The 25,741-nt window shown below is 70.2% G+C and carries 23 protein-coding genes; 7 read left to right on the forward strand and 16 right to left on the reverse strand.

Features of this window, described 5'->3' with window-relative positions; genetic code table 11:
- Complete coding sequence (locus ABZ833_RS02065; protein WP_361039765.1) at window positions 1-762, reverse strand: DeoR/GlpR family DNA-binding transcription regulator; 762 nt, start codon at window positions 760-762, stop codon at window positions 1-3.
- 73 nt (window positions 763-835) lie between these two features.
- Between ABZ833_RS02065 and ABZ833_RS02070 the strand changes: the two genes are divergently transcribed.
- Window positions 836-2,035, forward strand: a complete 1,200-nt coding sequence (locus tag ABZ833_RS02070; protein WP_361039767.1) for an MFS transporter — start codon at window positions 836-838, stop codon at window positions 2,033-2,035.
- 31 nt (window positions 2,036-2,066) lie between these two features.
- Here ABZ833_RS02070 and ABZ833_RS02075 read toward each other — a convergent pair whose 3' ends face one another.
- Entirely contained in the window at window positions 2,067-2,798 is a 732-nt protein-coding gene (locus ABZ833_RS02075; RefSeq protein ID WP_361039770.1) for a TetR/AcrR family transcriptional regulator, read from the reverse strand.
- 241 nt (window positions 2,799-3,039) lie between these two features.
- Between ABZ833_RS02075 and ABZ833_RS02080 the strand changes: the two genes are divergently transcribed.
- The gene (locus tag ABZ833_RS02080; protein WP_361039772.1) at window positions 3,040-5,265 is read left to right on the forward strand and encodes an MMPL family transporter; all 2,226 of its coding nucleotides are present in this window, start codon (window positions 3,040-3,042) and stop codon (window positions 5,263-5,265) included.
- 65 nt (window positions 5,266-5,330) lie between these two features.
- On the opposite strand, the gene ABZ833_RS02085 is transcribed toward ABZ833_RS02080, so the two are convergent.
- The 6 genes from ABZ833_RS02085 to ABZ833_RS02110 form a co-directional block, all read right to left on the reverse strand.
- Window positions 5,331-7,478, reverse strand: a complete 2,148-nt coding sequence (locus tag ABZ833_RS02085) for a discoidin domain-containing protein (protein WP_361039775.1) — start codon at window positions 7,476-7,478, stop codon at window positions 5,331-5,333.
- A 122-nt stretch (window positions 7,479-7,600) separates the two neighbouring features.
- Window positions 7,601-9,208: a glycoside hydrolase family 13 protein gene (locus ABZ833_RS02090; RefSeq protein ID WP_361039777.1), complete on the reverse strand. Its 1,608-nt coding sequence runs from the start codon at window positions 9,206-9,208 to the stop codon at window positions 7,601-7,603.
- Between the two features lie 79 nt (window positions 9,209-9,287).
- The gene (locus ABZ833_RS02095) at window positions 9,288-10,163 is read right to left on the reverse strand and encodes a carbohydrate ABC transporter permease (protein ID WP_361039779.1); all 876 of its coding nucleotides are present in this window, start codon (window positions 10,161-10,163) and stop codon (window positions 9,288-9,290) included.
- An 18-nt stretch (window positions 10,164-10,181) separates the two neighbouring features.
- On the reverse strand, window positions 10,182-11,138 hold the full coding sequence (locus ABZ833_RS02100) for a sugar ABC transporter permease (protein ID WP_361039781.1): 957 nt from the start codon (window positions 11,136-11,138) through the stop codon (window positions 10,182-10,184).
- Window positions 11,138-12,640, reverse strand: a complete 1,503-nt coding sequence (locus ABZ833_RS02105) for an extracellular solute-binding protein (RefSeq protein WP_361039784.1) — start codon at window positions 12,638-12,640, stop codon at window positions 11,138-11,140. The genes ABZ833_RS02100 and ABZ833_RS02105 overlap by 1 nt, the downstream gene beginning before the upstream one ends.
- A gap of 233 nt (window positions 12,641-12,873) precedes the next feature.
- Window positions 12,874-13,884, reverse strand: a complete 1,011-nt coding sequence (locus ABZ833_RS02110; RefSeq protein ID WP_361039786.1) for a LacI family DNA-binding transcriptional regulator — start codon at window positions 13,882-13,884, stop codon at window positions 12,874-12,876.
- A 216-nt stretch (window positions 13,885-14,100) separates the two neighbouring features.
- Between ABZ833_RS02110 and ABZ833_RS02115 the strand changes: the two genes are divergently transcribed.
- Window positions 14,101-14,448, forward strand: coding sequence for a hypothetical protein (locus tag ABZ833_RS02115; protein WP_361039788.1), 348 nt, complete (start codon window positions 14,101-14,103; stop codon window positions 14,446-14,448).
- Between the two features lie 58 nt (window positions 14,449-14,506).
- Here ABZ833_RS02115 and ABZ833_RS02120 read toward each other — a convergent pair whose 3' ends face one another.
- The 3 genes from ABZ833_RS02120 to ABZ833_RS02130 all read right to left on the reverse strand — a co-directional run bounded on the left by ABZ833_RS02120 (window position 14,507) and on the right by ABZ833_RS02130 (window position 17,356).
- Window positions 14,507-15,292: an SAM-dependent methyltransferase gene (locus ABZ833_RS02120; protein WP_361039791.1), complete on the reverse strand. Its 786-nt coding sequence runs from the start codon at window positions 15,290-15,292 to the stop codon at window positions 14,507-14,509.
- A 163-nt stretch (window positions 15,293-15,455) separates the two neighbouring features.
- The gene (locus ABZ833_RS02125; protein WP_361041297.1) at window positions 15,456-16,358 is read right to left on the reverse strand and encodes a serine hydrolase; all 903 of its coding nucleotides are present in this window, start codon (window positions 16,356-16,358) and stop codon (window positions 15,456-15,458) included.
- 98 nt (window positions 16,359-16,456) lie between these two features.
- Complete coding sequence (locus ABZ833_RS02130; RefSeq protein ID WP_361039793.1) at window positions 16,457-17,356, reverse strand: LysR family transcriptional regulator; 900 nt, start codon at window positions 17,354-17,356, stop codon at window positions 16,457-16,459.
- A gap of 167 nt (window positions 17,357-17,523) precedes the next feature.
- On the opposite strand from ABZ833_RS02130, the gene bla reads away from it, so the two are divergent.
- Together bla and ABZ833_RS02140 are read left to right on the forward strand one after the other, a co-directional pair.
- The gene (bla, locus tag ABZ833_RS02135; protein ID WP_361039796.1) at window positions 17,524-18,468 is read left to right on the forward strand and encodes a class A beta-lactamase; all 945 of its coding nucleotides are present in this window, start codon (window positions 17,524-17,526) and stop codon (window positions 18,466-18,468) included.
- A 148-nt stretch (window positions 18,469-18,616) separates the two neighbouring features.
- Complete coding sequence (locus ABZ833_RS02140) at window positions 18,617-20,245, forward strand: penicillin-binding transpeptidase domain-containing protein (RefSeq protein WP_361039799.1); 1,629 nt, start codon at window positions 18,617-18,619, stop codon at window positions 20,243-20,245.
- 71 nt (window positions 20,246-20,316) lie between these two features.
- On the opposite strand, the gene ABZ833_RS02145 is transcribed toward ABZ833_RS02140, so the two are convergent.
- Together ABZ833_RS02145 and ABZ833_RS02150 are read right to left on the reverse strand one after the other, a co-directional pair.
- On the reverse strand, window positions 20,317-21,012 hold the full coding sequence (locus tag ABZ833_RS02145; protein ID WP_361039801.1) for a ribonuclease H: 696 nt from the start codon (window positions 21,010-21,012) through the stop codon (window positions 20,317-20,319).
- Window positions 21,013-21,079: 67 nt separating this feature from the next.
- Window positions 21,080-21,664 carry a TetR family transcriptional regulator gene (locus ABZ833_RS02150; protein WP_249592672.1) on the reverse strand — a complete coding sequence of 195 codons (585 nt, stop codon included), beginning with the start codon at window positions 21,662-21,664 and terminating at the stop codon, window positions 21,080-21,082.
- A gap of 105 nt (window positions 21,665-21,769) precedes the next feature.
- On the opposite strand from ABZ833_RS02150, the gene ABZ833_RS02155 reads away from it, so the two are divergent.
- On the forward strand, window positions 21,770-22,708 hold the full coding sequence (locus ABZ833_RS02155) for an oxidoreductase (protein ID WP_361041299.1): 939 nt from the start codon (window positions 21,770-21,772) through the stop codon (window positions 22,706-22,708).
- An 11-nt stretch (window positions 22,709-22,719) separates the two neighbouring features.
- Here the strand turns inward: ABZ833_RS02155 and ABZ833_RS02160 are convergent, their stop codons facing one another.
- The 3 genes from ABZ833_RS02160 to ABZ833_RS02170 form a co-directional block, all read right to left on the reverse strand.
- On the reverse strand, window positions 22,720-23,679 hold the full coding sequence (locus tag ABZ833_RS02160; protein ID WP_361039803.1) for a GNAT family N-acetyltransferase: 960 nt from the start codon (window positions 23,677-23,679) through the stop codon (window positions 22,720-22,722).
- A 92-nt stretch (window positions 23,680-23,771) separates the two neighbouring features.
- Window positions 23,772-24,290 carry an N-acetyltransferase gene (locus ABZ833_RS02165; protein ID WP_361039805.1) on the reverse strand — a complete coding sequence of 173 codons (519 nt, stop codon included), beginning with the start codon at window positions 24,288-24,290 and terminating at the stop codon, window positions 23,772-23,774.
- Between the two features lie 315 nt (window positions 24,291-24,605).
- A complete protein-coding gene (locus ABZ833_RS02170) occupies window positions 24,606-24,905 on the reverse strand; it encodes a DUF6506 family protein (RefSeq protein WP_361039807.1) in 300 nt (99 codons plus the stop codon).
- A 136-nt stretch (window positions 24,906-25,041) separates the two neighbouring features.
- On the opposite strand from ABZ833_RS02170, the gene ABZ833_RS02175 reads away from it, so the two are divergent.
- A complete protein-coding gene (locus ABZ833_RS02175) occupies window positions 25,042-25,713 on the forward strand; it encodes an enoyl-CoA hydratase-related protein (protein ID WP_361039810.1) in 672 nt (223 codons plus the stop codon).
- Window positions 25,714-25,741 lie beyond the last annotated feature (28 nt).

The following is a 25,741-nucleotide window of genomic DNA, read 5'->3' on the forward strand; positions in this document are numbered from 1 at the left end:
TCACACCTTTCGTACGGTGACGCCTGCGGCGGACAGCGCGTCGGTCTCGTCCTGCGCGGCGGCCTCGTCGGTGACGACGGCGTGCAGGGCCGCGGCCGGGGCGACGAAGGCGAGGGCCGTGCGGGAGAGTTTGGGGGCGTCCGCGACGGCGATGACGCGGCGGGCCGACGCGATCGCGGCGCGTTTGACCGCGGCGTCGTCCAGGTCGTACGCGGTCAGGCCGTGTGTCGCGTTCAGGCCGCAGCAGCCGATGACCGCGGTGTCGAAGCGCAGGGCGGCCAGGGACGCCTCGGTCAGCGGTCCGGTCAGCGCCAGCTCTCCGGGCCGGGGCCGCCCGCCCGGGACCAGGAGGGTCAGTTGCGGTGCCCCGGTGAGCGCGTTCACCGCGTGGAGGGACAGTGGCATCACGGTCAGGCGGCGCTGCTCAAAGGCGCGGGCCACTTCCAGGCAGGTGGTGCCACTGTCGATGACGACGGACTCGCCGTCCGCGATCAGGCCCGCGACCTCGGCGGCGATGCGCCGCTTGGCATCGAGGCCGTCCTGCGCCCGGAGCGCGAAGGGAGGTTCCTCGCCGCGCAGCAGCAGGCTTCTCGCGCCGCCGCGGTAGCGCTCCAGGGCACCCTGGTCCGCCAGTGCCTCCAGGTCGCGGCGGATGGTCATCTCCGAAGCGCCGGTCAGTTCCGCGAGCTCCGTGACGCCCATCCGGCCGGCCTCGCGTACGGCATCGCTGATCTGCCTCAGTCGGTCTGTGCTGCTCGCCATGCCGACATTGAACATGATTTATGTGCGAAACGCAATCTTCCGAACAGCTTTCATGTTCGTTATGTTCGATGACATGGAAAGATCGCTGCGCTCGGGCCGACTGGCCACCTTCGTCTACTTCACTCTCAACGGCTTCCTCATGGGGATGTGGATCGTCCACATCCCGGCCGTCGAACACCGCGCCGGCATCAGCCATGCCGTGCTCGGCTGGCTCCTGCTGCTGCTCGGCGCGGGGGCCTTCGCCGGGATGCAGCTCGTCGGGCCGCTCACCGACCGCTTCGGCGCCCGCACCGTCGTACCGCTCAGCGCGGCCCTGTGCAGTGCGGCGGTGGTCCTGCCGGGGCTCGCCACGAGCGCCTGGGCGCTGGGGGCCGCACTGCTGGTGCTGGGCCTCGGCAACGGCTGCCTGGACGTCAGCATGAACGCCCACGCCATCCAGGTCGAGCGCGGCTACGAACGCCCCGTCATGTCCGCCTTCCACGCCACGTTCTCCATCGGCGGCGTTCTCGCCGCGCTGGTCGGCGCCCGCACCCTCAGCTGGGAGCTGAGCCCGTCGCTGACCCTCGGCGCCGTGGCGCTCTTCGGCCTCGCCGTCGCCGCGCTGGCCGCGCCCGCGCTGCTGCGCCCGGAGGCCGACCCCACCGAACAGGCCTCCACCACCGAGGCGTTGACCCGGCGCAGGACACCCCGGCGCATCTGGATGCTGGCCGCGCTCGCCCTGATGCTCATGCTCTGCGAAGGCGTCGCCAACGACTGGAGCGTGCTCCACCTGCGGGACACCCTGGACGCGCCCGCAGCCACCGCCGCCCTCGCCTACGGCGCCTTCGCCACGGCGATGACCGTGGGCCGGCTGCTCGCCGACCGAGTGTCCGCGCGCTACGGCCCGGTGGCCGTACTCCGCCACGGCGCTTCGGTGGCCGCCGTGGGCATGACGGTGGCCGCGCTGTCCCCGTGGATACCGCTGGCCCTGCTCGGCTGGACGGTGTTCGGGATCGGGCTCTCCGGCTGCATCCCGCAGCTCTTCAGCGCCGCGGGCCACGCCGATCAGGACGCCGCCGGAGCCAATGTCTCCCGTGTCGCGGGCCTCGGCTACCTCGGCATGCTCGCCGGGCCCGCCGTCATCGGGCCGCTCACGCACGCCGTGCCGCTCAACCTCACGTTCTTCCTGCCCGTGGCGTTCTGCGTCCTGGCCGCCTGTACCGCCGGGATCCTGCGCACCCGGCCCACCGCCGCCGCCCCCGCCGAGAACCGCGGCAGCGAGGCCACCACGTAGGAACTCAACGCAGAGGACCTCACGCGGGCACTCACGAGGGGATCCGGCGGTGCATGTCCTCCACCAGGTTCCGCATCGCCATGCGGAAGATCTCGGCCTGGTGTTCGCCGAGGAAAGAGGTGTGGCCGAACACCTCCAGGACCACGAGGCCGTGGAGGTGTCCCCACGCGCTCAGGATGAGTGCGGTCGCGGGGGCCGGCAGATGTCCATGACCGAAATGCGGAAGCTGTTCCAGGTACGCCCGCAGTGACGGCGAGAGCACGGGGGCCTCGGCCGCGGCGAGTTGCTCCGCGGTGAACCCGTCGAACAGCTCACGCTCGAAGATCGCGCTCATCCTGCGCGACGCCTGCGTGGTCGACCCCTCGGCGGGTGCCGCGTAGTCCCTGAGCGGCGTCCCGTAGAGCAGCTGGAAGTGCTCGGGGTGGGCGATGGCCCACCGGCGGTAGCCCTCGGCGGCGACCACCAGACCCGGCAGGTCCGAGTCGTCCGCCGCGCTGTCGACGGCGGCCTGCACGGCATCGGTGAGGTCGTCGTACGCCTTGGTGACGACCGCGGTGACCAGGGCGTCCCGGCTCGGGAAGTAGTGGTAGAGCGCCTGCACGGTCATCTGGAGGCTGCGGGCTATCGCTCTCAACGACAGGGCCGCGGGGCCGTGTTCGGTGATGTGGCGCTCGGCGGCGTCCAGGATCTCCTGGGTGGCGGCGGCCCGGCGTCGCTGACGCAGGGTGGTCGTCGGGGCCATGGCGTGCTCCTCTGCGGGCATGCGGCGACCGTACGGCGGTCGCCCCGGTGGGCCACCCGGAAGCTTCAGGGTGTGCGGAAAATCTAACACTGCCAAATTTGCCGCCGCCTCACTAACGTCGTCAGCGGCGACGAAGAGTGCGACACCGCACCTGTTCTGACGGAGCGAAAGACGCCCCGCCGAGCACCACGCCGGCCCTTCACCACTCCACTCCGGCCGCTTCGCGTCGTTTTCGCCGTACGGACACCAAAGGAGAGCGTGCGTGTTTGAACGCATAGCCGAACTGGCCATTCGCCGGTCCCGGCTGATACTCGTCGTCGCCGTCGTGGCCATGGCCCTCATGGGCGCCCTGGGCGCCGGCGCCTTCGGCAAGTTGCTGGGAGGCGGCTACGACGACCCCGCCTCCCAGTCCACCCGGGCCGGCGAAGTCATCGACGAGAAGTTCGGCGGGGAGACCAACCTCGTCCTGCTGGTCCGTGCCTCCGAGGGCCGCATCGACGACCCGGCCGCTCGACAGGGCGCCAAGGCCCTGGTGGCCGACCTCAGGAAGGAGAAGCACCTCGAGAACGTGGTCTCGTACTGGGACACGGCAAGTCCCGACCTCCGTTCCAAGGACGGCCGCGAGGCCATGGTGCTCGCCCATGTGCGGGGCGAAGACCTGGAGCGGGACGAGAACGCCAAGGGCGTCATCGACACCTACACCGGCCCGTACAAGGGCGCGCTCAACGTCGAGGCAGGCGGCGCCGCCGCCGTGACCAGCGAGATGGGCACGCAGTCGGGCAAGGACCTCGTCCTTGCCGAGGCCATCGCCGTGCCACTCACCCTCGTGCTGCTCCTGCTCGTCTTCGGCAGCCTGGTGGCGGCCCTGCTGCCGCTGGCGATCGGGCTCGTCGCCATCGCGGGCACGTTCGCGGAGCTCTTCGTCCTCGGCAGTGTCACCGACGTGTCCGTCTTCGCGATCAACCTGACGACGGCCCTGGGGCTCGGGCTCGGCATCGACTACGCCCTGCTCATGGTCAGCCGCTTCCGGGAGCAGCTCGCCACCGGCGCGAGCGTGGAGGACGCCGTCCGCCGGACGGTGAGCACAGCGGGCCGTACGGTCGCGTTCTCCGCCGCGACCGTGGCGGCCGCACTCGCGGCGCTGCTGGTGTTCCCGCAGTACTTCCTGCGCTCGTTCGGCTATGCCGGGGTCGGCGTCGTCGCCATCGCCGCCATCAGCACCCTGTTCATCATGCCGGCGCTCTTCGTCGTCCTGGGGCACCGGGTCAACAGCGGACGCCTGCCGTGGGCGAAGCGCGAGCGCCCCGCGTCCCGGGCGCCCCTGTGGGGCCGCCTCGCCGGTACCGTCATGCGGCGCCCCGCGCTCACCGCACTGCCCGTGCTCGCGGTCCTGCTCCTCGCGGCGAGCCCGCTCCTCGGCATCACCTTCGGCACGCCGGACGATCGCGTCCTGCCACAGGACGCCGAGAGCCGCCAGGTCTCGTCGGTCCTTCAGGAGAAGTTCAACGGCAACGACGACGCGGCCCTCCACGTCGCCATCGACAAACCCCTGAGCAAGGCGCCACTGGAGACGTACGCGGCCGAACTGTCCGGGCTCAAGCACGTCGTCCGCGTCGAGACCAGCCAGGGCACCTACGCCGAAGGACGGTCCGAGGCGGGCGCCCCCGGCAACAAGGCCCTCGGCCGCCCCGACGCGCAGCAGATCACCGTGGTGAGCACCTTGGCTCCGAAGTCGGACGCGGCCCAGAGCCTGGTCGCGGAGGTCCGGGCGGTCTCCCCGCCCGCCGGGGCACACCCCCTGGTGGGCGGAGTCGACGCCGAACTGGTCGACTCCAAGGACTCCATCGGCAGCCGGCTCCCGATCGCCGTGGCCCTGGTCGCCCTCACCACCTTCCTCCTGCTCTTCCTGTTCACCGGCAGCATCGTCCAGCCGCTGCGTGCGCTGCTCCTCAACATGATCAGTCTGGGAGCGACCCTCGGCGTCATGACCTGGATCTTCCAGGACGGCAACCTCTCCTCCCTGCTCGGCTTCACGGCGCAGCCCATGGAGGTGTCCATGACGGTGCTGATGTTCTGCATCGCCTTCGGCCTCTCGATGGACTACGAGGTGTTCGTCACCAGCCGCATCAAGGAACTCCACGACCTGGGCGAGGACAACGAGTCCGCCGTGACCAACGGGCTCGGTCACACCGGCCGCATCGTCACCGCGGCGGCCTGCCTGCTCGCGGTGAGCTTCTTCGCCTTCGGGACGGCCAAGCTCAGTTTCATGCAGATGTTCGGCCTGGGCAGCGGTCTCGCCATCCTCATCGACGCGGTCGCCGTGCGCGGGATCCTCGTACCCGCCGCGATGCGCCTGCTCGGCCGCTCGGCCTGGTACGCGCCCGGGTTCCTGCGCAAGGTCCACGGGCGGTTCGGCCTCAGCGAAGGCGGCCCGGCGCCGGGGCCCTCGGCCGAGTCGCCGTACGCCAAGGACTCGGCGCACGTCTGACGCCATGAGAGACGCGCGCCCCGCCCGCCCGGCACCTGCCGTGAGCGAGCGGGGCGCGCGGGCTGTCAGGAGAGGTAGGCCTCCACTTCGCTGAACTGTGCCGCGGGCCAGCCCGTGTTGGCCGTGACGCGCAGCCGCAGGTGGCGGACGCTCGGGGCGGAGGCGGGCAGCGTGACGGTGACCTTGTTGCCGCTCGCCGGGTCGAAGCGGTAGCCCTTCGACTCGGCGAGCGTGCTGTAGGCGGTTCCGTCGGTGCTGCCCTGGACCGACAGGGTCTGGGTCCTGGCCTCCCAGGCCGCGGGCGGCGGCAGCTTCAGGACGACCCTGCGCACCGCCTCGGCCTTGCCGAGGTCGACGGTGATGGACTGCGGGAAGGCGTTGTTGGTGGACTCCCAGTACGTTCCCGCGTCGCCGTCGACCGCCTTGGCCGGGGTGTAGACGTCGGCGGAGCCGGTCGCGGTGGCCGGGCGGCTCTTGGCGAGGTTGCGGTCCGGGTCGGGGTCGGGGTTGCCGCCGCCGGGCTGCGGCCAGGTCGAGCAGTCGTCCCAGGTGCTGTCCCAGCCGGAGTTGCCGCCGCCGTCGGTGAGGGTGAAGGTGCCGGAGCCGGTCGGGTAGGGGCAGTTGTAGACGCCTGCCGCGCCGACGCCGGTGGCCTTGACGTTCGACATCTTCACCGCGCCGGGCGTCTCGGCCTGGACGACGACCGTGCCCGCCTTGTCGATGGTCGTGCGGTCGACGGTGACGTTCTTGACCGCCTTGCCGGTGCCGCCGCCCGACACGAATTCGTACGCGCTCCAGGGACTGTCGGTGATCGTCGTGTCGGTGATGTTCACCGTGGCCTCGATGGCACTGTCGTACGCGTCCACGCGCAACGCGCCCATCGGGTGCTGCCAGTTGGGGTTCATGGCCCCGGTCCGGACGAGGGTGTTGCCGGAGACGGTGATGGTGCCGGCCAGCGGGAAGAACGGGTCAAGGAACTTCTGGTTGGAGATGGCGATGCCGCTGCCCAGGGCGTTGGTGTCGAGGATCAGGTTGTCCTTGACGGTGATGTCCCGGCCGCCGTAGATGGCGATGCCGTTGGCCAGGTTGGGCTGCGAGATGGTGTTGCCCGCGAAGGTCGAGTCGCTGTTGGTGGTGTTCAGTGACCACATCGCCAGGGCGTCGTCGCCGGTGTTGCGCAGGAAGTTGTTGCGTACCTGGACACCCTTGGCCGTGCCGTTGAGGTTGAGGCCGTCGGCCGTCATGTCGAGGAAGCGGCTCTTCTCCACGACCAGGTTGTCGTTGTTGCCCGTCAGCCAGAGGCCGACCTTGAGGTGCTGCAGCCACATGCCGGAGACGGTGGAGTTCGGGCCGAGCGATCCGTTGACGAAGTTGTCCGGGTTGTTGTCGACCCGCTCGGTGACCTCGCCGAGCACCGCGAAGTCGTGCAGGCCCACCTTCCCTGTGGGTGCGCTCGACTGGTCGATGAAGCGTGAACTGCGCACCACCGAATACCAGTTGCCCGCGCCACGGATGGTGACGTCGTCCACGTTGTTGAGCGACTGGGTGAGCTTGTACTCGCCCGGCGGAATCCACACCGTGCCGCCCTTGGCCGCCGCGATGGTCTCGCGGAAGGCCTGGGTCGAGTCGCCCTGGCCGGTGGGGTCGGCGCCCTTGTCGGTGACCGAGAGCGCGCCGGAGGGCTTGGCCGCGGCGCCCGCGACCTGCTCGAAGTCGGCGACGTCGACGGTGACTTGCGTGGACGAGGCCTCCAGTTTCACCTTGTCGCCGGACTGCAGGTTCTGGCCGAGCTGCAGCCGTGCGTTGTCGAAGAGGTGGTGGGTCTTGGAGCCCGCGATCCAGGAGGTGTCGACGTAGCTGTACTTCGACGTGACGGCCAGCGTCCTGGAGATCTTCTGGCCGTTGACGTACACGGCCATCGAACCCGACTGGCCGTCGGGGACGTTGTAGGCGACGTTGAGCGCGTTCGCGGCCTTGGTGAGCGTGAACTCGACGCTCTGGCCCGCCGCGAGGCGTACCGCCTGGCGGCCCGACGCCTCGGAGGCGATCGTGCCCTGCGTGTAGTCGGGTCCGATCTTGGTGCCGTTCGTGGTGGCACTCTCCGCCTCGACGGAGGTGAAGGGCAGTGTGGCGCCCGCGGCCGCATCGGCGGCGTGCGCGCTGGTGCTCGCGACGCCGGTGACGAGGGTGCCGACGAGGCCCGCGGTGGCCACGGCGGCACACCACGCGCGGCCGGGTCTTGTCGTACTCCTTGTAGTGCTCCTGTCAGGTCTGTCCATGGGGTGGTGCACCTTCCTTGTGAGTGGGGAGGTCAGTGCTCGGTCTCGGGTGACAGTCAGACGCGCAGCCAGACCGCCGTGTCCTGCGGGAGCCGGCCCGCCTCGTCCAGGGGGCCGCTGGCCAGCAGGAGGCGCGTGTGGGCGGGGAGTTCGCAGGGCCCGGGGGCGAGGTTGACGACGCAGGCCAGGCCCGGTTCGCGTACGAAGGCCAGGACGCCGTCGGCGCTCGGCAGCCAGGTCAACGGGCCGTCGCCGAAGCCCGGTTCGATGCGGCGCAGGCGCAGGGCGGCGCGGTAGAGCGTGAGCATGGAACCGGGGTCCGTGGCCTGGAGGTCGGCAGCGTACGAGGGCCAGCCCTCCGGCTGCGGCAGCCAGGGCGCTGTCATCGACCCGAAGCCCGCGTGCGGTTCCGCGGCCGTCCAGGGCAGGGGCACCCGGCAGCCGTCGCGGCCCGGATCGGTGCCGCCGGAGCGGAAGTGCATGGGGTCCTGGATGCGGTCCAGGGGGATGTCGGCCTCGGGCAGGCCCAGTTCGTCGCCCTGGTAGATGTAGACCGCGCCGGGCAGGGCGAGGGTGAGCAGGGCGGCGGCGCGGGCACGGCGGGTGCCGAGTTCCAGGTCGGTGGGGGTACCGAAGGCCTTGGTGGTGAAGTCGAAGCCGGTGTCGTCGCGGCCGTAGCGGGTGACCGTGCGGGTCACGTCGTGGTTGCACAGGACCCAGGTGGCGGGGGCGCCGACCGGGGCGTGCTCGGCGAGGGTGGCCTCGATGGACGTACGCAGCTTCGCCGGATCCCAAGGGCAGGACAGGAAGGAGAAGTTGAAGGCGGTGTGCATTTCGTCGGGGCGCAGATAGCGGGCGAAGCGCTCGGCGTCCGGGAGCCAGACCTCGCCGACGAAGACGCCCGCGTACTCGTCGGCGACGGCCCGCCAGGAGCGGTAGATGTCGTGGAGTTCGTCGCGGTCGATGAAGGGGTGCGGGTCGACTCCCTCGGTGAAGTCGGGCAGGGCGGGATCCTTGGCGGGCAGGGCGGCGGAGTCGATCCGTACTCCGGCCACGCCCCTCTCGAACCAGAACCGCAGGACGTCCTCGTGCTCCTGACGGACCGCGGGGTGCGCCCAGTTGAGGTCGGGCTGCTCGGGTGCGAAGAGGTGGAGGTACCACTCGCCGTCCTCGACGCGGGTCCAGGTCGACGCGGTCGCGGAGAACTGGGACGGCCAGTCGTTGGGCGGGAGTTCGCCGTGTGCGCCGCGGCCGGGGCGGAAGTGGAAGAGCTCGCGTTCGGGGGCGCCGGGGCCCGCGGCCAGGGCGGCCTTGAACCAGGCGTGCTGGTCGGAGACGTGGTTGGGGACGATGTCGACGATGGTGCGGATGCCGAGCGCACGGGCTTCGGCGATCAGCTTCTCGGCCTCGGCGACGGTGCCGAACGCGGGGTCGATGACGCGGTAGTCGGTGACGTCGTAGCCGCCGTCGACCATGGGTGAGAGGTACCAGGGGCTGAACCACAGGGCGTCGACGCCGAGTTCGGCGAGGTAGGGCAGCTTGGCCCGGACGCCCGCGAGGTCGCCGGTGCCGTCGCCGTCGCCGTCCGAGAAGCTGCGTACGTACACCTGATAGATGGCGGCCGAGCGCCACCAGGAGGCTTCGGTCGGGGAGGGGACTGCCACGTGAGGTTCCTTTCGGGCAGGTGGGACCCCGTCGCCGCGGCGCAGGGCGGTGGCGGGGTGCGCGGGGTGGGCCCGGGGGTCAGCCCTTGAGGCTGCCGGCGGTCAGGCCGCTCATGATGTTGCGCTGGAAGATCAGGAAGACGATCAGGGTCGGCAGCGAGGCGATGGCGAGGGCGGCCAGGAGCCAGTTCTCGGAGACGCTGGCGGCCAGGGAGTAGATGCCGACGTTGACGGTCTGCTTGCCGGGGTCGGGCAGGGTGAGCATCGGCCAGAGGAAGTCCTTCCAGACCGCCACGACCGCGAAGATCGACACCACGCCGAGGATCGGCCGGGACAGGGGCAGGACCACGGAGCGCAGGGTGCGCAGGGAGGAGGCGCCGTCGATGGAGGCGGCATCCAGGAGCTCGCGCGGGATCGAGTCGAAGAACCGCTTGAGCAGGAAGATGTTGAAGGCGTTGGTGACCGACGGAAGCCAGATCGCCCAGGGCGAGTTGATGAGGTTGCGCTCCACGATCGGCACGTCGAGGACGGTCAGGTACTGCGGTACGACCAGGACGGTGGCCGGGATCATCAGGGTGAGCAGCATCATCCCGAGGATCGCCTTGCCGAACACGGGCCGCAGCTTGGAGAGCGAGTAGGCGGCGGCCACGTCGAGGACGAGCTGGAAGGCGAGGGCGCCGAACGCGTAGTACAGGGTGTTGAACAGGAGCCGGGCCAGGTCCATCACGCCCCAGGCGTCCGCGTAGTTCTGCGGATGGACGGCGTCGGGGACCAGGGTGGGCGGTGTCTGGGCGAACTCCTGCGGGGACTTGAGGCCGCTGGTGACCATCCAGTACAGCGGGCCGATGAAGACCAGGGTGAAGACGACGGTCACCACGGTGAAGGCGGTCCAGTACAGGATCTTGCCGCGGGGCCGGGCCAGTTGGGCCGGGGAGATCAGGGTGCGTGTGCTCATGTCCGTGCTCTCCCCCGGCTAGTCTTCGCTGCCCGCGCGGCTCAGTCGTGCGTACGCCGCCGAGAATCCGGCGAGCAGGACGAGCAGGACCAGGCCGAGCGCCGCCGCGCTGCCGTAGTTGTTGAAGGTGAACGCGTACTGGTAGATGAGGTGGACGACGGTCAGGGTCGCCCCCTCGGGGCCCGCGCCGCCGGTGAGCAGGAACGGCTCCACGAACACCTGCATGGTGGCGATGATCTGCATGAGCAGCATCAGCGAGAGGATCAGCCGGGTCTGCGGGATGGTGACGTGCCAGATCCTGCGCAGGACACCCGCGCCGTCCAGCTCTGCCGCCTCGTACAGCTCGCCGGGGATGGACTGCAGCGCGGCCAGGTAGATCAGGGTCGCGCCGCCCATGTTCATCCAGGTGGCGGCGATGACCACGGAGACCATGGCGGTGTCGGTGTCCTGCAGCCATGCCTGTCCCGGCAGGCCGATGGATTCCAGGATGCGGTTGAACAGGCCGTAGCCGGGGTCGTAGAAGTACTTGAAGAGCAGCACCGAGGCCACCGGCGGCAACATCACCGGGAGGTAGACGAGCAGCCTCAAGTAGCCCCGGCCGTGCCGGAATTCATTGAGGACGAGGGCGATCGCGAAGGGCACGGCGAAGCCGAGGAGCAGTGCGAGGCCGGTGAACAGCAGGGTGTTGCGCCACGCCTGCCAGAAGGCCGGGTCGTTGAAGATGTAGGTGAGGTTGGACCAGCCCGCCCAGACCGTCTCGCCGTTCTCCGTCTTCTGGAAGGCCAGGATGAACTCCCTGACCATCGGATACCAGGAGAAGAGCGAGAAGCAGAGCAGGGCGCCGATGAGGAAGGCGTGGGCGGTGAGATTGCGCTTCAACGCCTGGACGAACGCGCCGCGTTCGGGGCGGGCGGCCCGGCCGTCCGTCTGCGGGGACGGCCGGGCCTTGTTCTCGGAGAGGGTGGGTGCCGACATCACTGGTTGGCCAGAACCTGGTTGACCTGTTGTTCGGCGGTCTTCAGGAGCTTGTCCGCGTCGGCGTCCTTGTTCGTGAGGACGGCCGACATCAGCGTGTCGAGGACCTTGTAGACCTCTTGGGCCTTGGGGGGCTCGGCCTTGCCCGTGACCGGCTTGTCGGTGAAGGCCTGGAAGTTCTCGACGGGCATGGTCGCGCTGGCCTTGCGGTCCTTGTCGTCCGTGGTCTTGCTGTCACCGGTCCAGAAGTTCGGCTGCGGCAGGCCCACGGGCAGTCCGTCCGCCTTGGTGCGGGCCCAGTCGAACTGGCCCTTGCCGACACTGAGGAACTTGAAGTTGATCCAGGCGACCGCGGCCTTGATCTGGTCGGGCGAGGAGCCCTTCTTGATCATGTAGTCGTTGCCGCCGAAGAGGGTGGCCTTCTGGCCGGGGATCGGTCCCATCCCGAAGTCGTCGTACTTCGCGCCGAGGTTCTGCACCATGTACGTGATGTCGTCGGGCGCCGCGAGGAACATGCCCAGCTTGTCGGCGGCCATCTGCTTCTGCAGGTCGCCCCACTTCAGGAGCTGGGTCTTGCCCATGCTGTTGTCGTCCCAGCGCATGGCCTTGAGGTTGTCGACGATCTGTTTGCCGGTGTCGTTGTTGAAGGCGGCCCTGGTGCCGTCCTCGCTCACGATGTCGCCGCCGAGGCCGTAGGTGGTGGCGGTGAAGTGCCAGCCGCCGTTGTTGCCGGCGCTGTACTCGCCGAAGCCCGAGACGCCGTCGCCGAGTGCGGTGATCTTCTTGGCGGCCGTGCGGACCTCCGCCCAGGTGGTCGGGGGCGAGTTGGGGTCGAGACCGGCCTTCTCGAAGAGCTTGCGGTTGATGAGCAGGCCCATCGTGTAGTTGCTGTAGGGCAGGCCGTAGAGCTTGCCGTCCTTCTTCATGACGTCGAGGACGTTCGGGTCCATGTCCTTGAGCGCCGGGACGGACTTGTCGTTGACGTAGGCGCTGATGTCCTGCGCTCCGTCGTTGTCCATGACCTGCTGCAGATCGGTGAAGTAGGTGTAGAAGACGTCCGGTTGGGACTTGGCCTTCAGCATCGCCGTGAAGCGGGGAGGCTCCAGGCAGGGGTCGGTCTGCTTCCCCTGGATCGTGACGTTCGGGTACTTCTCGTTGAACGCCTTCACGTCCTCCTTCCACTGCTTGAGCTCGCCCTTCTCGGCGGCGGGCGGCATGCAGTCGATGGTGAGCGTGACCTTGGTCTTCGGGTCGAGGGGGGCGGCGGCGTTGGCCGCGTCGGCGCCCTTGTCCCCGCCGGAGTCGCCGTCGTCGCTGCTGCTGGTGCCGCAGGCCGCGAGGGCGGTGAGGGCGAGCGCGGAGGCGACGGCGACCGTGGCCGTACGGGCGCGGTGGGTGGGGATCGTCGTGCGGGCTGCCGCACGGCTGGTGGTACCGCCTGCCGCACGGCTGGTGGTGCGGCGGCGGATACGTCGGAGATACGGCATTCCGGAGCTGCTCATCGGTGGACCCCTTTGGACAGCGCCGCCTGCCCATGGGGCAGGGACGGCATGGCAGGAGCAGGAAGCCCACAGCTGCGCGGACTGTGTGGCGGCGCTTACTCAAGCACCGCCGACAGATCCGCGCAATATCTCGCGCGATGATTGAAAGAAATTGACAGGGGGATCGCGACGACTCCCCGCGGCCCCACGAAACGGACTCCTCTGCTCCTACGCCTGCGGGGGCTGCCCCGTTCCTACGCCTGCGGGGGCTGCCCCGTCGAGCCGCGTACCACCAGCTCCGGTTCGAAGAGCAGCTCCTCCGTGGGCACCGCACTCCCGGCGATCTGCAGCGCGAGGAGCTCGACCGCGGCGCGCCCCATGGCCTCGATCGGCTGACGCACCGTGGTCAGGGGCGGTTCGGTGCACGTCATGAACGCCGAGTCGTCATAGCCGACCACCGAGACGTCGCGCGGGACCCCGAGCCCCCGGCGGCGCGCGGCGCGCACCGCGCCGAGCGCGAGGGGGTCGCTCGCGCAGACGATGCCGGTGACCCCGGCATCTAGCAGCGCCGCGGCGGCGGCCTGGCCGCCCTCGATCGAGAACATCCCCCGCGCGACATGCTCCTCCGGCAGCACGCCGCCGGCCTGCTCGGCGACCGCGCGGGCAGCGGCGAGCTTGCGCTGCGAGGGCATGTGATCGGCGGGCCCGAGCACCAGGCCGATGCGGCGGTGGCCGAGGGAGGAGAGATGCCGCCAGGCCTGCTCGACGGCGACCGCGTCGTCACAGGAGACCGCCGGGAAACCGAGGCGCTCGATGGCCGCGTTCACGAGGACCACCGGGATCTTGCGCGCCGCGAGCCGCTTGTAGTGGTCGTGCGGGGCATCCGCCTGCGCATAGAGGCCACCGGCGAAGACGACGCCGGACACCTGCTGTTGCAGCAGCAACTCGACGTAGTCCGCCTCGGAGACACCGCCCTTGGTCTGGGTGCACAGCACGGGGGTCAGCCCCTGCTGGGCGAGCGCTCCGCCGATCACCTCCGCGAACGCCGGGAAGATCGGGTTCTGCAGCTCGGGCAGCACCAGGCCCACGAGCCGGGCCCGCTCGCCGCGCAGCTGGGTGGGCCGCTCGTACCCCAGGACGTCCAGGGCCGAGAGCACGGACTGCCGGGTCGCGTCGGAGACCCCCGGCTTGTTGTTGAGCACGCGGCTGACCGTGGCCTCACTGACCCCGACCTTCCGCGCCACCTGAGCAAGTCGTCGCGTCATGCACGCAAGAATAGTGCAATTCTTGCGTTCTGTTTGCGTGCTTGCTGAATCCGTTCGGGATCGTCACATGTGACCGGCGGACCGGCCTACCGGGGACCGAACGGGTGAGGGCGGATCGTTTCGGCGGCGGAACTCCGTCGGTTCAGGTATCCCTGCTGGTCAGGACGGGAATGCGGGATGCGTTCACGTGCCGTACCCAACAAAGGAAAACGATCCATGCGTCTTCGTCACTCACTGGCCGCCGCGGCCGGTGCCGCTGTGCTGATCCTGACCGTGCCCGGCTCCGCGTACGCGGCCGAGGGCGACTTCAGGTACACGTACATCGACAGCAGCGGGGAGGAGGAGCAGGTCACGCTGCACGACCCGGCCAGCGGGGAGTGCATCACGCTTGCCGAGGCGGCCGAGGAGTACAGCCAGCCGCCGGCCCACTCCCCCAAGAACCGCACCGACTCCTACGCGATCGTCTTCACGAACGCCGACTGCACCGGCGACGACTTCACGCTGCGCCCCTACACGGGCGGCGCGAGCGAGCGGTTGAAGCTCCGGTCGGTCCTGTTCTCCTGATCCGGCGCAGTGGCGCCCTGCCCAGGCCCTCGGCCTGGGCAGGTGCCCGCGTCACACCTCAGGGGATCTTCGCCACCGCGACGTAGAAGCCGCTCAACTCGGCCTTGGGTGCGGGCGATTCCTTGTACCAGTGCGTCGCCGTCACCAGGCCCGGCTCGACCAGTTCCAGCCCCTCGAAGAAGCGCTCGACCTCTGCGCGGCGCCGCATCCTCAACGGCACCTGGCCCTTCTTGTAGGTGTCGGTGACGGAGTCCGCGAGCTCGGGGTGCTCGTCGGTGGTGCCGTGCGACAGCACAAGATAGCTGCCGGAGGGCAGTGCGTCCACGAGGGTGCGCGTGAGGGCGTAAGGGTCCTCTTGGTCGGTGATGAAGTGCATCAGGGCGATGAGGGAGAGCGCGATGGGCTGGTCGAAGTCCAGGAGTTCGCGGGCGTGGTCGAGGATCGCCTCGGGTCGGCGCACATCCGCCTGGACGTAGTCCGTGGCGCCTTCCGGGCTGCTGACCAGCAGCGCTTCGGCGTGCCGCAGCACGATGGGGTCGTTGTCGGCGTACACGATCCGGGAGCTGGGAGCGATCGCCTGGACGATCTGGTGGAGGTTCGGCGCGGTGGGGATGCCGGTGCCGATGTCGAGGAACTGCCTGACACCGTTGTCAGCGAGCCAGGCTGCGGCGCGGTTCATGAACGCCCGGTTCCGTGCCGCGTTCGCGCGAGCCTGGGGCGGCAGCTTCTCGCCCATCTCCTGATCGACGAGGTAGTTGTCCTTGCCGCCCAGAAGCCAGTCGTAGACACGCGCGGGGTGCGGCTTGCTGGTGTCGATCTGGACGTTGGTGTCGTCATCAGTCATCCGTGGCTCCCCTGCGTGTCCGACCGGGTTCAGTGCGCGGCGGGCGACGTACGTCCCGTCCCAGCCGACAAGGATCTTCCGACCCTACAGGCCCGAACGTCAACTGTTCTGCCTGGTGAGGCAGTTCGTCGCGGTCACACGGAGAGCATCGGGCAGGCAGGTCCTACAGCTGCCGAAGGTGGTCGCGCAGGGTGCGGGCGGCCTGCGCCATGAGGGCGTCGGCTCCGGGCTGCGCGCCGGCGGGCACGAGGGACTCGGTCAGGACGGCGATCGCGAAGGACTGGCCGTCGGAGTGCTCGACGACACCGATCTCGTGGCGCAGGTTGAGCAGGGTGCCGGTCTTGGAGGACCAGGTGCTCGCGTCGGAGCTGAAGTCCGGGGTGAGCCGGTGCCGCAGCACGTTGTGGGCCATGAGGTCGCGCAGCCGCTCGGCCACGTCCGGGTGGATCTTCGACGGCGTCCACAGCGCCTGCAGCAGGTCGGCGTAGGTGCGCGCGCTGCCGGTGTTGGCGCGGGTGGTGTCCAGCTGCGGAACCCGGTGTCCGCGTCCGCTGGTGCCTGCGTCGATGGCCAGGGCGTGGGCGAGATGGATCTGGTCGGCGTCGAAGCGTTCCACGGGGGTGTCGAACAGCTCGCCCACGCAGGTCCGGACGGCGATGCCGCGGATGCCGAACTCGTGGAGGATGTCGGTGACCTGGGCGGGCGGGGTGAGCCCGAACAGCGCGTCCGCGGCCGTTCCGTCGCTCAGACAGGTGCTCAGATAGAGCAGGTCGTCGATCGCGATCCGGGCGGGGTGGCGGAATCGGCTCAGACCGGTGGGGCCCGGCGTGGTGACCCGTCCGGGCTGCACCTCGAGCAGCGTCGCTCCGTCGAGCTCGCCGCGCCGGATCCGTTCGACCGTCGCGAGCGCGAGCGGGACCTTGACCAGGGAGGCGGAGGGCAGGTGCGTGTCCGCGTCGATCCCCAGCTCGTCTCCTGTGTGCAGGTCCCGCACGAGCAGGCAGCCGCGCAGGCCGCCGTCGCGCAGTTGCAGGCGTATGTCGCGCAGCAGCGCCTCGGTGTTCACGCCGCCCACCACCATGCCGCTGCCCGTGCCACTGCTCATGCCTGCCCCCATGTCACCATCCATGCCGCTGCCCTGTCCCCCGTTCGCCCCGCCGATCATCACGCCGCCCCTCCCCTGATCCCTGCCTGGGCATCCGCGCCCAGGCAGCGGGCCATGGCATCGCCGAGGCGCCCTTCGATGTGCTGCGGATTGCCGTCCGCCGCGGCGGCCAGGGCGAACCCCCGGCCGAACGTGATCTCGCCGATGGGCCGCCAGGTCAGGGCGAGTTCGTCGGCCTGTGCGCGGGAGCACAGCAACAGGTCGCCCGAGCAGAGGACTTCGGCCGCGGCGCTCGTGAGGTCGGCAGCGGCGACCAGTTGTGCGGGCCGCAGGCCCACCGCGTCGCGCAGGCGCGTCAGCGGATCGCGGATGTGCGGCACGTCGTCCTCCGGCTGGATCCAGACGCGGCGGGCAGGACCGGGAGAGGCACGTCCGACCCGCAGCGTCTCGAGGTAGACGCGCCGCACACCGGGATCCCCGGCACCGGCGAGCCCCAGCGGCACGGACCACGTCGCCTCGTCCGCGGGCACCGCGAGCAGGGCGGCGCGCACCTGTTGCGCGTGGAGAAGCTCCCTGCGCTGTGTCGGACCCGCGACCCGCAGGTCGAGCGTGACGCCGTGGCCGCGTGCCTCGGCGACGAGGCGGGCGAGATCGACCGTGGAGCAGATGCCGGGCACCGCGAGCCGCCACGGCTTGCGCTTGACGGCTTCCGCCTCGTCGAGGACCACGTCGGCCGCCTGCACGAGCTGCCGGGCCGTCGGCAGCATGTCCCGCCCGAAGGGGGTGAGGACGGCGCGCCGCGACGTGCGCTCGAACAGTGGCTCACCGAACCGTTCCTCGAGCGCGGCGACGCGACGGCTGGCCACCGACTGGGACATCCGCGCCGCGGCGGCTCCGTCGGTGAAGCTTCCGTACTCGCTCACGCTCACGAACGCGCGACACGCTCCCACCAGATCCACGCCCGGAACCCTATGCCAGATCAGCATGGAACCGCGCATGAGCGTATTGGACCGCATACGCACCCGAGCGCGAGGGTGGTTCTGGCACTCACGACCACGTACCGGGACGGAGCCGTGCCGCCCGTCCCCTATGCGCCCTGCCTCTGGGGCGCCCGGAGGTTTGGCCCATGCAGTACACCCGTGCCCGTAGCGCCGTTCTCGGTGCGTTCGCCACGATCTGCCTCGTCCCGCTCGTGGCCTGCGCGGACGGCGACTCCTCGGCCGCGTCGTCTTCCTCCAAGGCGGCCACGAAGCCCGCGGGAACCGCGAGGTCCGCGACGGCGGCGAAGCCGTTCGCCCGTGATTTCAAGGCACTTGAGCGCAAGTTCGACGCGCGTCTCGGCGTCTACGCCGTCGACACGGGCACCGGGCGCGAGGTGGCCTACAACGCCGGTGAGCGCTTCGCCTACAACTCCACGTTCAAGGCCCTGGAAGCCGGAGCCGTCCTGCGCAAGTACTCCCTGAGCGGCCTCGACCGGAAGATCACGTACTCCAAGGACGATCTGGTCGCCAACTCCCCCGTGACGGAGAAGCACGTCGAGACCGGAATGACCGTGGGCGAACTGTGTGACGCCGCCGTCCGCTACAGCGACAACACCGCGGCCAACCTGCTCTTCGACACGCTCGGCGGCCCCAAGGGCCTGGACGCCGTACTCGAAGAGCTGGGCGACGACGTGACTCGGATGGATCGCCGCGAGCCCGATCTGAGCACGTGGGTCCCCGGCGAGAAGCGGGACACCAGCACGCCGCGGGCGCTGGCCAAGGACCTGCGCGCGTTCGTGCTCGGGGACGCGCTGCGCAAGGGCGAGCGCGCACAGCTCACCAAGTGGCTGCGGACCAACACCACCGGGGACCACACCATCAAGGCCGGTGTGCCCAAGAGCTGGGTGGTCGGGGACAAGACGGGAACCGGCTCCTACTACGGCGCCCGCAACGACATCGCCGTGGTGTGGCCGCCCGACAGTGCCCCCATCGTCGTGTCGATCCTGTCGAACCGCTCCAAGAAGGACGCCGAGCCCGACGACAAGCTGATCGCGGAGGCGGCCTCCGTGGTCGTCGACTCGCTGTCGTAGCAGGCGGTAAGCCGCTGGCTGTCGTAGCAGGCAGTACTCCGTTCGCCGTCGTAGCAGGCGGTACGCCGCCGGGGCGCGCCCCGGCGGCCGAGCACCGAATCGTGCGCGCGGCGGGCCCGCAGCGCGAAGCCACTCCAAGGAGCCCTTGATGACGGATGTCGCACCGCTCACCGGACCCGGCCACAGACCCGCGAGGAAGGGACCCCGCGTGGTGGTCGCGGTGGGGCTGACGCTCGCGCTCGCCGCCGGCATCGGCTACGCCGCGGAGCTTGGCCCCTTCGACCCCGGACCCCAGATACCGGACCCGGAGGCGACGAGGCAGGCGCGCGCCTTCCTGGCCGACTGGGAAGCGGGCCGCATGGACCGGGCCGCTGCGCTGACCTCCAGCCCCGAGCAGGCGGAGCGTGTCCTGCAGAGCTTCACCGCCGGGCTCGACATCAGCAAGCCGACGCTGACCCCGGGGGCGACCACGGTCGGTGATGACGGTGCCGTGACCGTTGCCTTCACCGCCAAGATGCCCGTGACCGAGCTGGGCACCTGGACCTATGACTCGGCCCTGCCCCTGCGCAAGCAGGACGACGGCGCCTGGAAGGTGGACTGGGCGCTGTCCCTCGTGCACCCGAAGCTGAGCAGCACGGAAAAGTTCCGCCTGGAGCGGGAGGACGCGGCGGGGCCCACGATCACGGACCGCGAGGGCAGCGACCTGTCGGCCGAGACGCACCCGTCCCTCGGCCCGCTCCTCCCGCAGATCGCCGGGGGCAGCGGTGCCGGTCCGCGCGGCGCGGTCCAGCGCGTCGACCGGGCCACCGGTGACGTCAAGGGCACGGAGGCCTCCTTCGGCAAGAAGTCCGACCGCCCCGCCGACCGGCCCGTGGCCACCACCCTCGACGCCACCTGGCAGTCCGCCGCGGAGAAGGCGCTCGCCGCCGAGGCCGACGGCAAGGACGCCGCGCTCGTCGCCCTGCGGATCGACGACGGGGAGATCCTGGCCGTGGCCAACTCCCCCTCCTCCGGGTTCAATCGCGCCGTCTCGGGCACCTACGCGCCCGGCTCCACCTGGAAGATCGTCACCACCAGCGCACTGCTGCTCAAGGGCGCGGTCGCCCCCGGCGATGTCGTGGACTGCCCCCAGTACCTCACCGTCGGGAAGCGGTTCCAGAACGTCGAGACCTCCGAGTACCGGGGCGCCACCTTCCGCAAGGACTTCACCGCCTCGTGCAACACCGCGTTCATCAGCCTGCGCGACAAGGTCGGCGACCAGGAGCTGGGCGATGTCGCAGGCAAGTACTTCGGGGTCGGGCAGAAGTGGAGGGTCGGCATTCCCTCGTACGACGGGTCGGTCCCGGTCCCCCGCGACCAGACCGAGAAGGCCGCGTCGATGATCGGGCAGGGCAGGGTGCAGGCCAACCCGCTGATCATGGCGTCCGTCACCGCGACAGCGGTGTCGGGCACGTTCCACCAGCCCACCCTCACCAGCGGCAAGGACACGACGACGACCACCCCGCTGCCGCGTGAAGTCGTCAAGCAGCTGCGCGAGTTGATGCGCGCGACGGTCACCGACGGCACGGCATCGGTCCTTGCCGACCTGCCCGGCGACGTGGGGGCGAAGACCGGCACCGCCGAGGTCTCCGACGACGCCCCCAACAACGGCTGGTTCGTCGCACACCGCGGCAACGTCGCCGTGGCCTGCGTCGTCGAGAAGGGCGTCACCGGCGGCGCCTCCGCGGGGCCCGTGGTCCGCAGCCTCCTGGGCGCCGTGCCCGACGATCCCTCCTGACGGCGGGCCCGCCCTGTTCGCTGTCCGCACCCGTGGCTCGTGAGCGCGCGTGGCATGTGGGCCCGTGGACCTCAGGAGTCGCGGCACTCCACGTGGCCCCAGCCGTGCGCGTTCTTCGCGATCTTCTCTCCGGCGGCGTAGGGCTTCTGGCAGTGGCAGCGGCCGGGGAACTTGGCCTTGATGACAGCGCCCGAACTGCCTGAACTCCCCTTGCCCGCACGCGCGGTGGCGCTCTTGCGCGGCCGGGCGGCGGGTGAAGCCGTCATGCGCTCGGGCCGCGGCTCCGGGATCGTGAGCGCCCCGTGGACGGTCCCTGCGGGCTCCTGCGAGGTGGCGGCGTCGCTGGCCGCGACGTCGGCGATCGCGTTGAGGTGGTCGCCGTCCACCTGGTGGGCGGCGACGTGCCGGAAGGTCACCGTGCGGCCCTGCAGCAGCGCGTCGATGCGTACGACGAGCTCCTTGTTGGCGACCGGCTTCTTCGCCGCGGTGAGCCATCCGTTGCGCTTCCAGGACGCGATCCACTTGTTGACCGCGTTCATCGCGTACTGGCTGTCCATCCGGACCTCAAGGGGCACCGCGGGGTCCGTGGACTCCAACAGCTCGGCCAGCGCGGTCAGTTCCGCCACGTTGTTCGTGGCGTGGCCCAGCGGACCGGCCTCCCAGCGCTGCGGGCGCTCATCGGCATCGGCGACGACCCAGGCCCAGGCCGCGGGTCCGGGGTTCTTCTTCGCGGCTCCGTCACAGGCGGCGATGATCAAGTCAGACATCCCTCGATGATGCCAGCCCGCGGGCGGCACGCAGGCCACCGCCCCTCCGGCACCGGCCCACCGGGCCCTATGCTCCGCCGTCGAGCGCGGGGGCGATGACGGCGAACGCCCGGTCGATCAGATCGGCGGGATCCTCGGTGCCGTCGCTGTCGCTCCACCGCTGCAGCACGGCGTCGAAGGCGGTCAGCGCCATCCCGGCGGCAAGGCGTGGGTACAGGTCCACGCCCGCGTCGCGCCCCGCACGCCGCGCCACCTCCCCCGTGAGGTCGTCGCTCCACTGCGCCTGGCGCTCCAGGAAGCGTGCGCGCAGGGCCGGAGTACGCAGAATCAGCTGCACCACGGGAAGCACCCGCTCGGAGTGGTCGCCACAGGCGGCGAGCGGAACCCATACGGCGTGCCGCAGCGCCACGGAGGGCCGCTCCTTCGCGGGTCGGGCCGCCAGCTCCGCGTGGATGCCCACACCCATGTCGGCCAGGAACTGGACGACCACGTCCTCCTTGGACGCGAAGTACCGGAAGAACGTCCGCCGGGAGACCCCGGCGCTGGTCACGATCTCGTCGATGGTGACCGCGTCGAACCCCTTTCGGGCAAGGAGTTGCAGCGCCGCTTCGGTCAACTCGTTCGAGACGAGCTGCCTCTTGCGCTCGGCCATGCTCACTTCGGGGCGGGAACTCACCGGGCCATGGTACACGCCATGCCCTGCATGACACTCAGGATCCTCTTGACACTCAGTGCCATGAGCGACAACATGTGCCGCATGACGCAGCAACAGCGCTGGACAGCCGAGCAGATACCGGACCAGACCGACCGGGTGTTCGTCGTCACCGGAGCCAACAGCGGCCTCGGCCTGGCGACCACACGGGCGCTCGCCCGGCGGGGCGGGCACGTGATCCTCGCCGTGCGCGACGAGGAGAAGGGCCGCAGGGCAGTCGCGGAGATCACCGCCGAACACCCCGCCGCTAGCCTGGAGGTACGCCGCCTGGACCTGGCCGACCTCGACTCGGTACGCGGCTTCGCCGATCAGCTGCACGCCGACCATTCACGCCTCGACGTGCTCATCAACAACGCGGGCGTGATGGCGCCGCCCCGCACACTCAGTGCGCAGGGCCACGAGCTGCAGTTCGCCTGCAATCACCTCGGCCACTTCGCGCTCACCGGCCTGCTGCTCGATCTGCTGGTGGCCGGGAGCAACTCCCGTGTGGTGACGGTGAGTTCGATCAACCACCGGCAGGGACGCATCCGCTTCGACGACCTGCACGGCGAGCGCGCCTACAAGCCCATGGGCCACTACAACCAGTCGAAGCTCGCCAACGCCGTCTTCGGCCAGGAGCTACACCGCCGGCTGACCGCGTCGGCAAGCCCGGTGCGCAGCGTGCTCGCCCACCCCGGCTACACCGCCACCAACCTCCAGAAGGACACACCGATCGGCCTGTGGCGGGTGGCACTCGGCCGCATCGGCAACCCGCTGTTCGCACAGCGCCCGGCCGACGGCGCACTGCCCCAGCTGTACGCGGCGACCGAACCGGGGGTGGAGAGCGGCCAGTTCATCGGCCCCGGCGGCCTGGCCGAGCTGCGCGGCGCACCGACGCGCGTACAACTGGCGCCCGTGGCGGCGGACGAAGAGACGGGCCGCCGCCTGTGGGAGCTGTCGGAGCACGCGACCGACGTACGGTTCGCGTTCCCCGCCTCCGTCTGACGGCGCTCGGGTCAGCGGGGTGCGGGGCGGGTCAACTCCCAGGCCTGGAGCGCGAAGTCGAGGGTCATGCCATGGCGTTCGTACAGGGCGAGCGCGCCGGTGCTGTTGTCGGTGTCCACGCCGAGACCGATCCGGTCGCGGCCCAGCGCCGCGTAGTGACCGAAGGCATGACGCAGGAGATGGCTGCCCAGGCCCCGGCCCCGGGCCTGGCGCAGCACCCCGAGGGCGCTGATCCAGGCCATCGAGGTGCGGTCGTTGTGGGTGTGCAGCACCGCCGCGTCCCCCAGGTCCTCGACGTGCGCGATCCAGATCCGCGACCAGTCGGCACGCTCGGCGTCGATGTCGTCCAGCCACTGCTCGTACGTGCGCGGGTGGAAGTCGAAGTGGTCGACGAACGTGTCCTGCAGCAGCGCGTGGGCGCGCCTGCGGTCCGGCTCGGCCAGGCAGGGACGCAGCGTCACACCGGCCGGCGGCTCGGGCACCCGGTCGGCGCCGGTGGACAGGGGGCGGACCATCGAGTTGTAGCGCCGGACCGGGGTCCAGCCCCGCCCGCGCAGCGCGCCCAGGTCCACGGTGGGGGCGATGTTGAGGTGCAGGTGCACCACCGCGCGCTCCGCTCCGTTGGCCGCGGCCCGCTCGGCGCTGCGCGCCTCCATCAGGTCGAGCAGATGTCCGGAGGCCTGGGGCCGGTCGGGCAGCGTGAAGTACTCCACGTCGATCCGCTCGCCGCCGGACTCATCCCAGAGCAGGCCGTACGCGATCAGCCTGCCGTCGTCGAACAGCAGCCAGGAGTCGTGCTCCAGGTCCACTTCGGAGTGCTTCAAGTCGGCCTGGATCTCGGAGAGTTCGGTGTCGGCGCGACCGATCTCCAGCAGGTCGATCTCGTTGAGCAGCGCGCACACCGCCGCCGCGTCGTCGAGCGTCGCCGGACGCACGGTCAGGCCGGACGGAAGGGTGGTGGGCGCGGTCATGAGACCACTCTCCGATGCCGGAAGGCTTGGCCGCAACGGACTTTCCCGGGACGTGCCGGGGCCACGGAGGCCCCGGCACGGTGGGCTCCGGCTTAGATGCCGAACGGCGCGGCGTAGCGCACCGTGCCGCTGGGCAGCGGGTGCCCGGCGTCGAGGGCGAGAGCCATCATGGCCTCGTCCGGGACGTCGATGCTGATGCCGATGCCGTACGCCGAGGCACGGCTGAAGCCGAATCGCGGGTAGTACTCCGGGTGTCCGAGGACGGTGACGAAGCGCTCGCCCCTTTCCTTGGCGGCGTCGAGCGCGGCACGGATGGCCACGGAGCCTGCGCCGGTCTTCTGATACTCGGGGAGTACGGCGACGGGGGCCAGGCACAGGGCCGGGGTTTCCCCGATGTGGCAGCGGGTCAGCAGTGCGTGGCCGACGAGCTTGCCGTCCTGGTCGGTGGTGACGACGGAAAGGCCGTCGATCCAGGCGACGTCGGCGCGCAGCGCGTCGACGAGGTCGGCCTCCGCCGGGGTGTCGAACGCGGCGGCGTTGATGGCGTGGACGGCGGGGATGTCAGCGCTGGTCTCGGCGCGCGTGATCCAGGTGTGGCTCGTGTTGCTCATGATGGATGGAGATCCGTTTCATGGTGGGTTCGTGTGGGTGCCGCCCCGCGAGCTCACGCTCCCAGCGAGGCGAATGCAGCTGAAGTCAGGCCACGACCCGGGACGTGAGAGTGGTCCGGGCGGTGCGCATGGCAGTGGCCTTGAGCGCGGTCATCAGCCCCAACTCCCAACATCCTCGATCCGGATCACACACGAACGCCAGGAATCTTATCATCCGGCCGCTTTGCGGCGTGAGACGCGCACGCCGAAGGCGTGCGGGCGGGGGCGGGCGGGGGCCAGCCACCCGGCTCGCCCCCGCCCGCCCGGCCCATGCCGTCAGGAGAAGATCGCGTGGACCTGGTCGACCGCTTCGGGCCCATACCCGACCACGCCCACCGGGACCGCGCCGTCGATCGCCTCGATGATGCGCCCGGCCCACACCGGCCCGAACCCTCCGCACAGCTCGATCAGCTGAACCCCCTCGCCGACCAGGCGGCGCGCGGCCTCGACTCCGTCCTCCGGCTTCGCCACCCCCACCAGCACCGTGCGGCACCGGCCGGTGTCGACGACGTTCACGTCACCGCTCGCGTCACTTCCTGCCGCGGTGTAGATGAAGCCCCAGCTGGTGAGCGCCATGAATGTTCCCCCTCAATTCCGGTCACCCGGATCCGTCCGTCGATGTCGGCCCCACGCGAGCGGCCCGACCTCTTGCATGTCTATGCCACGCCCCATAAGTTACTGATAAGTAACCACCCTGCCCGAGGGAGTCACCATGCCCATGCTCGACCGCCAGGACGACGTCTTCATCCTCGACATCGGGGACGGCGAGAACCGCTTCCATCCCGACTGGCTCACTGCCGTCGACGCGGCGCTCGACGAGGTGGAGAAGGCGGAAGGGCCCCGCGCCCTGGTGACCGCCGCGACGGGGAAGTTCTTCTCCAACGGCCTTGATCTGGAGTGGCTCATCGCCCACGCCGACCAGCGGAACGACTACGTCCGCAGGGTCCACGGCCTCTTCGCGCGGATGCTCTCCCTGCCGGTCGTCACCGTGGCCGCCCTGCAGGGCCACACCTTCGCGGCCGGGGCGATGCTCTCCCTGGCCCATGACTTCCGGGTGATGCGCGCCGACCGCGGCTACTGGTGTCTGCCCGAGGTCGACATCAACATCCCCTTCACTCCGGGCATGTCCGCGCTGATCCAGGCCCGGCTGACCCCGCAGACCGCACACGAGGCCATGACGACCGGCCGCCGCTACGGCGGTCACGACGCCCTGGCCGCCGCCGTCGTCGACTGGGCGGTGGACGAAGAGGCCGTACGCCGGACGGCAGTGGAGATCGCCCGCTCCCAGGTGAGCAAGGCCGGTCCCACCCTCGGCACCATCAAGACCCGCATGTACGCCCCCGCCCTCGCCGCCTTGCGGGACAAGGACAACACGCTCGACTGACACCAGGCGTAGGGAGGGGTGGACGGGG

This window comes from Streptomyces sp. NPDC047525 (assembly GCF_040643025.1).
Classification (GTDB): Bacteria; Actinomycetota; Actinomycetes; order Streptomycetales; family Streptomycetaceae; genus Streptomyces; species Streptomyces durmitorensis.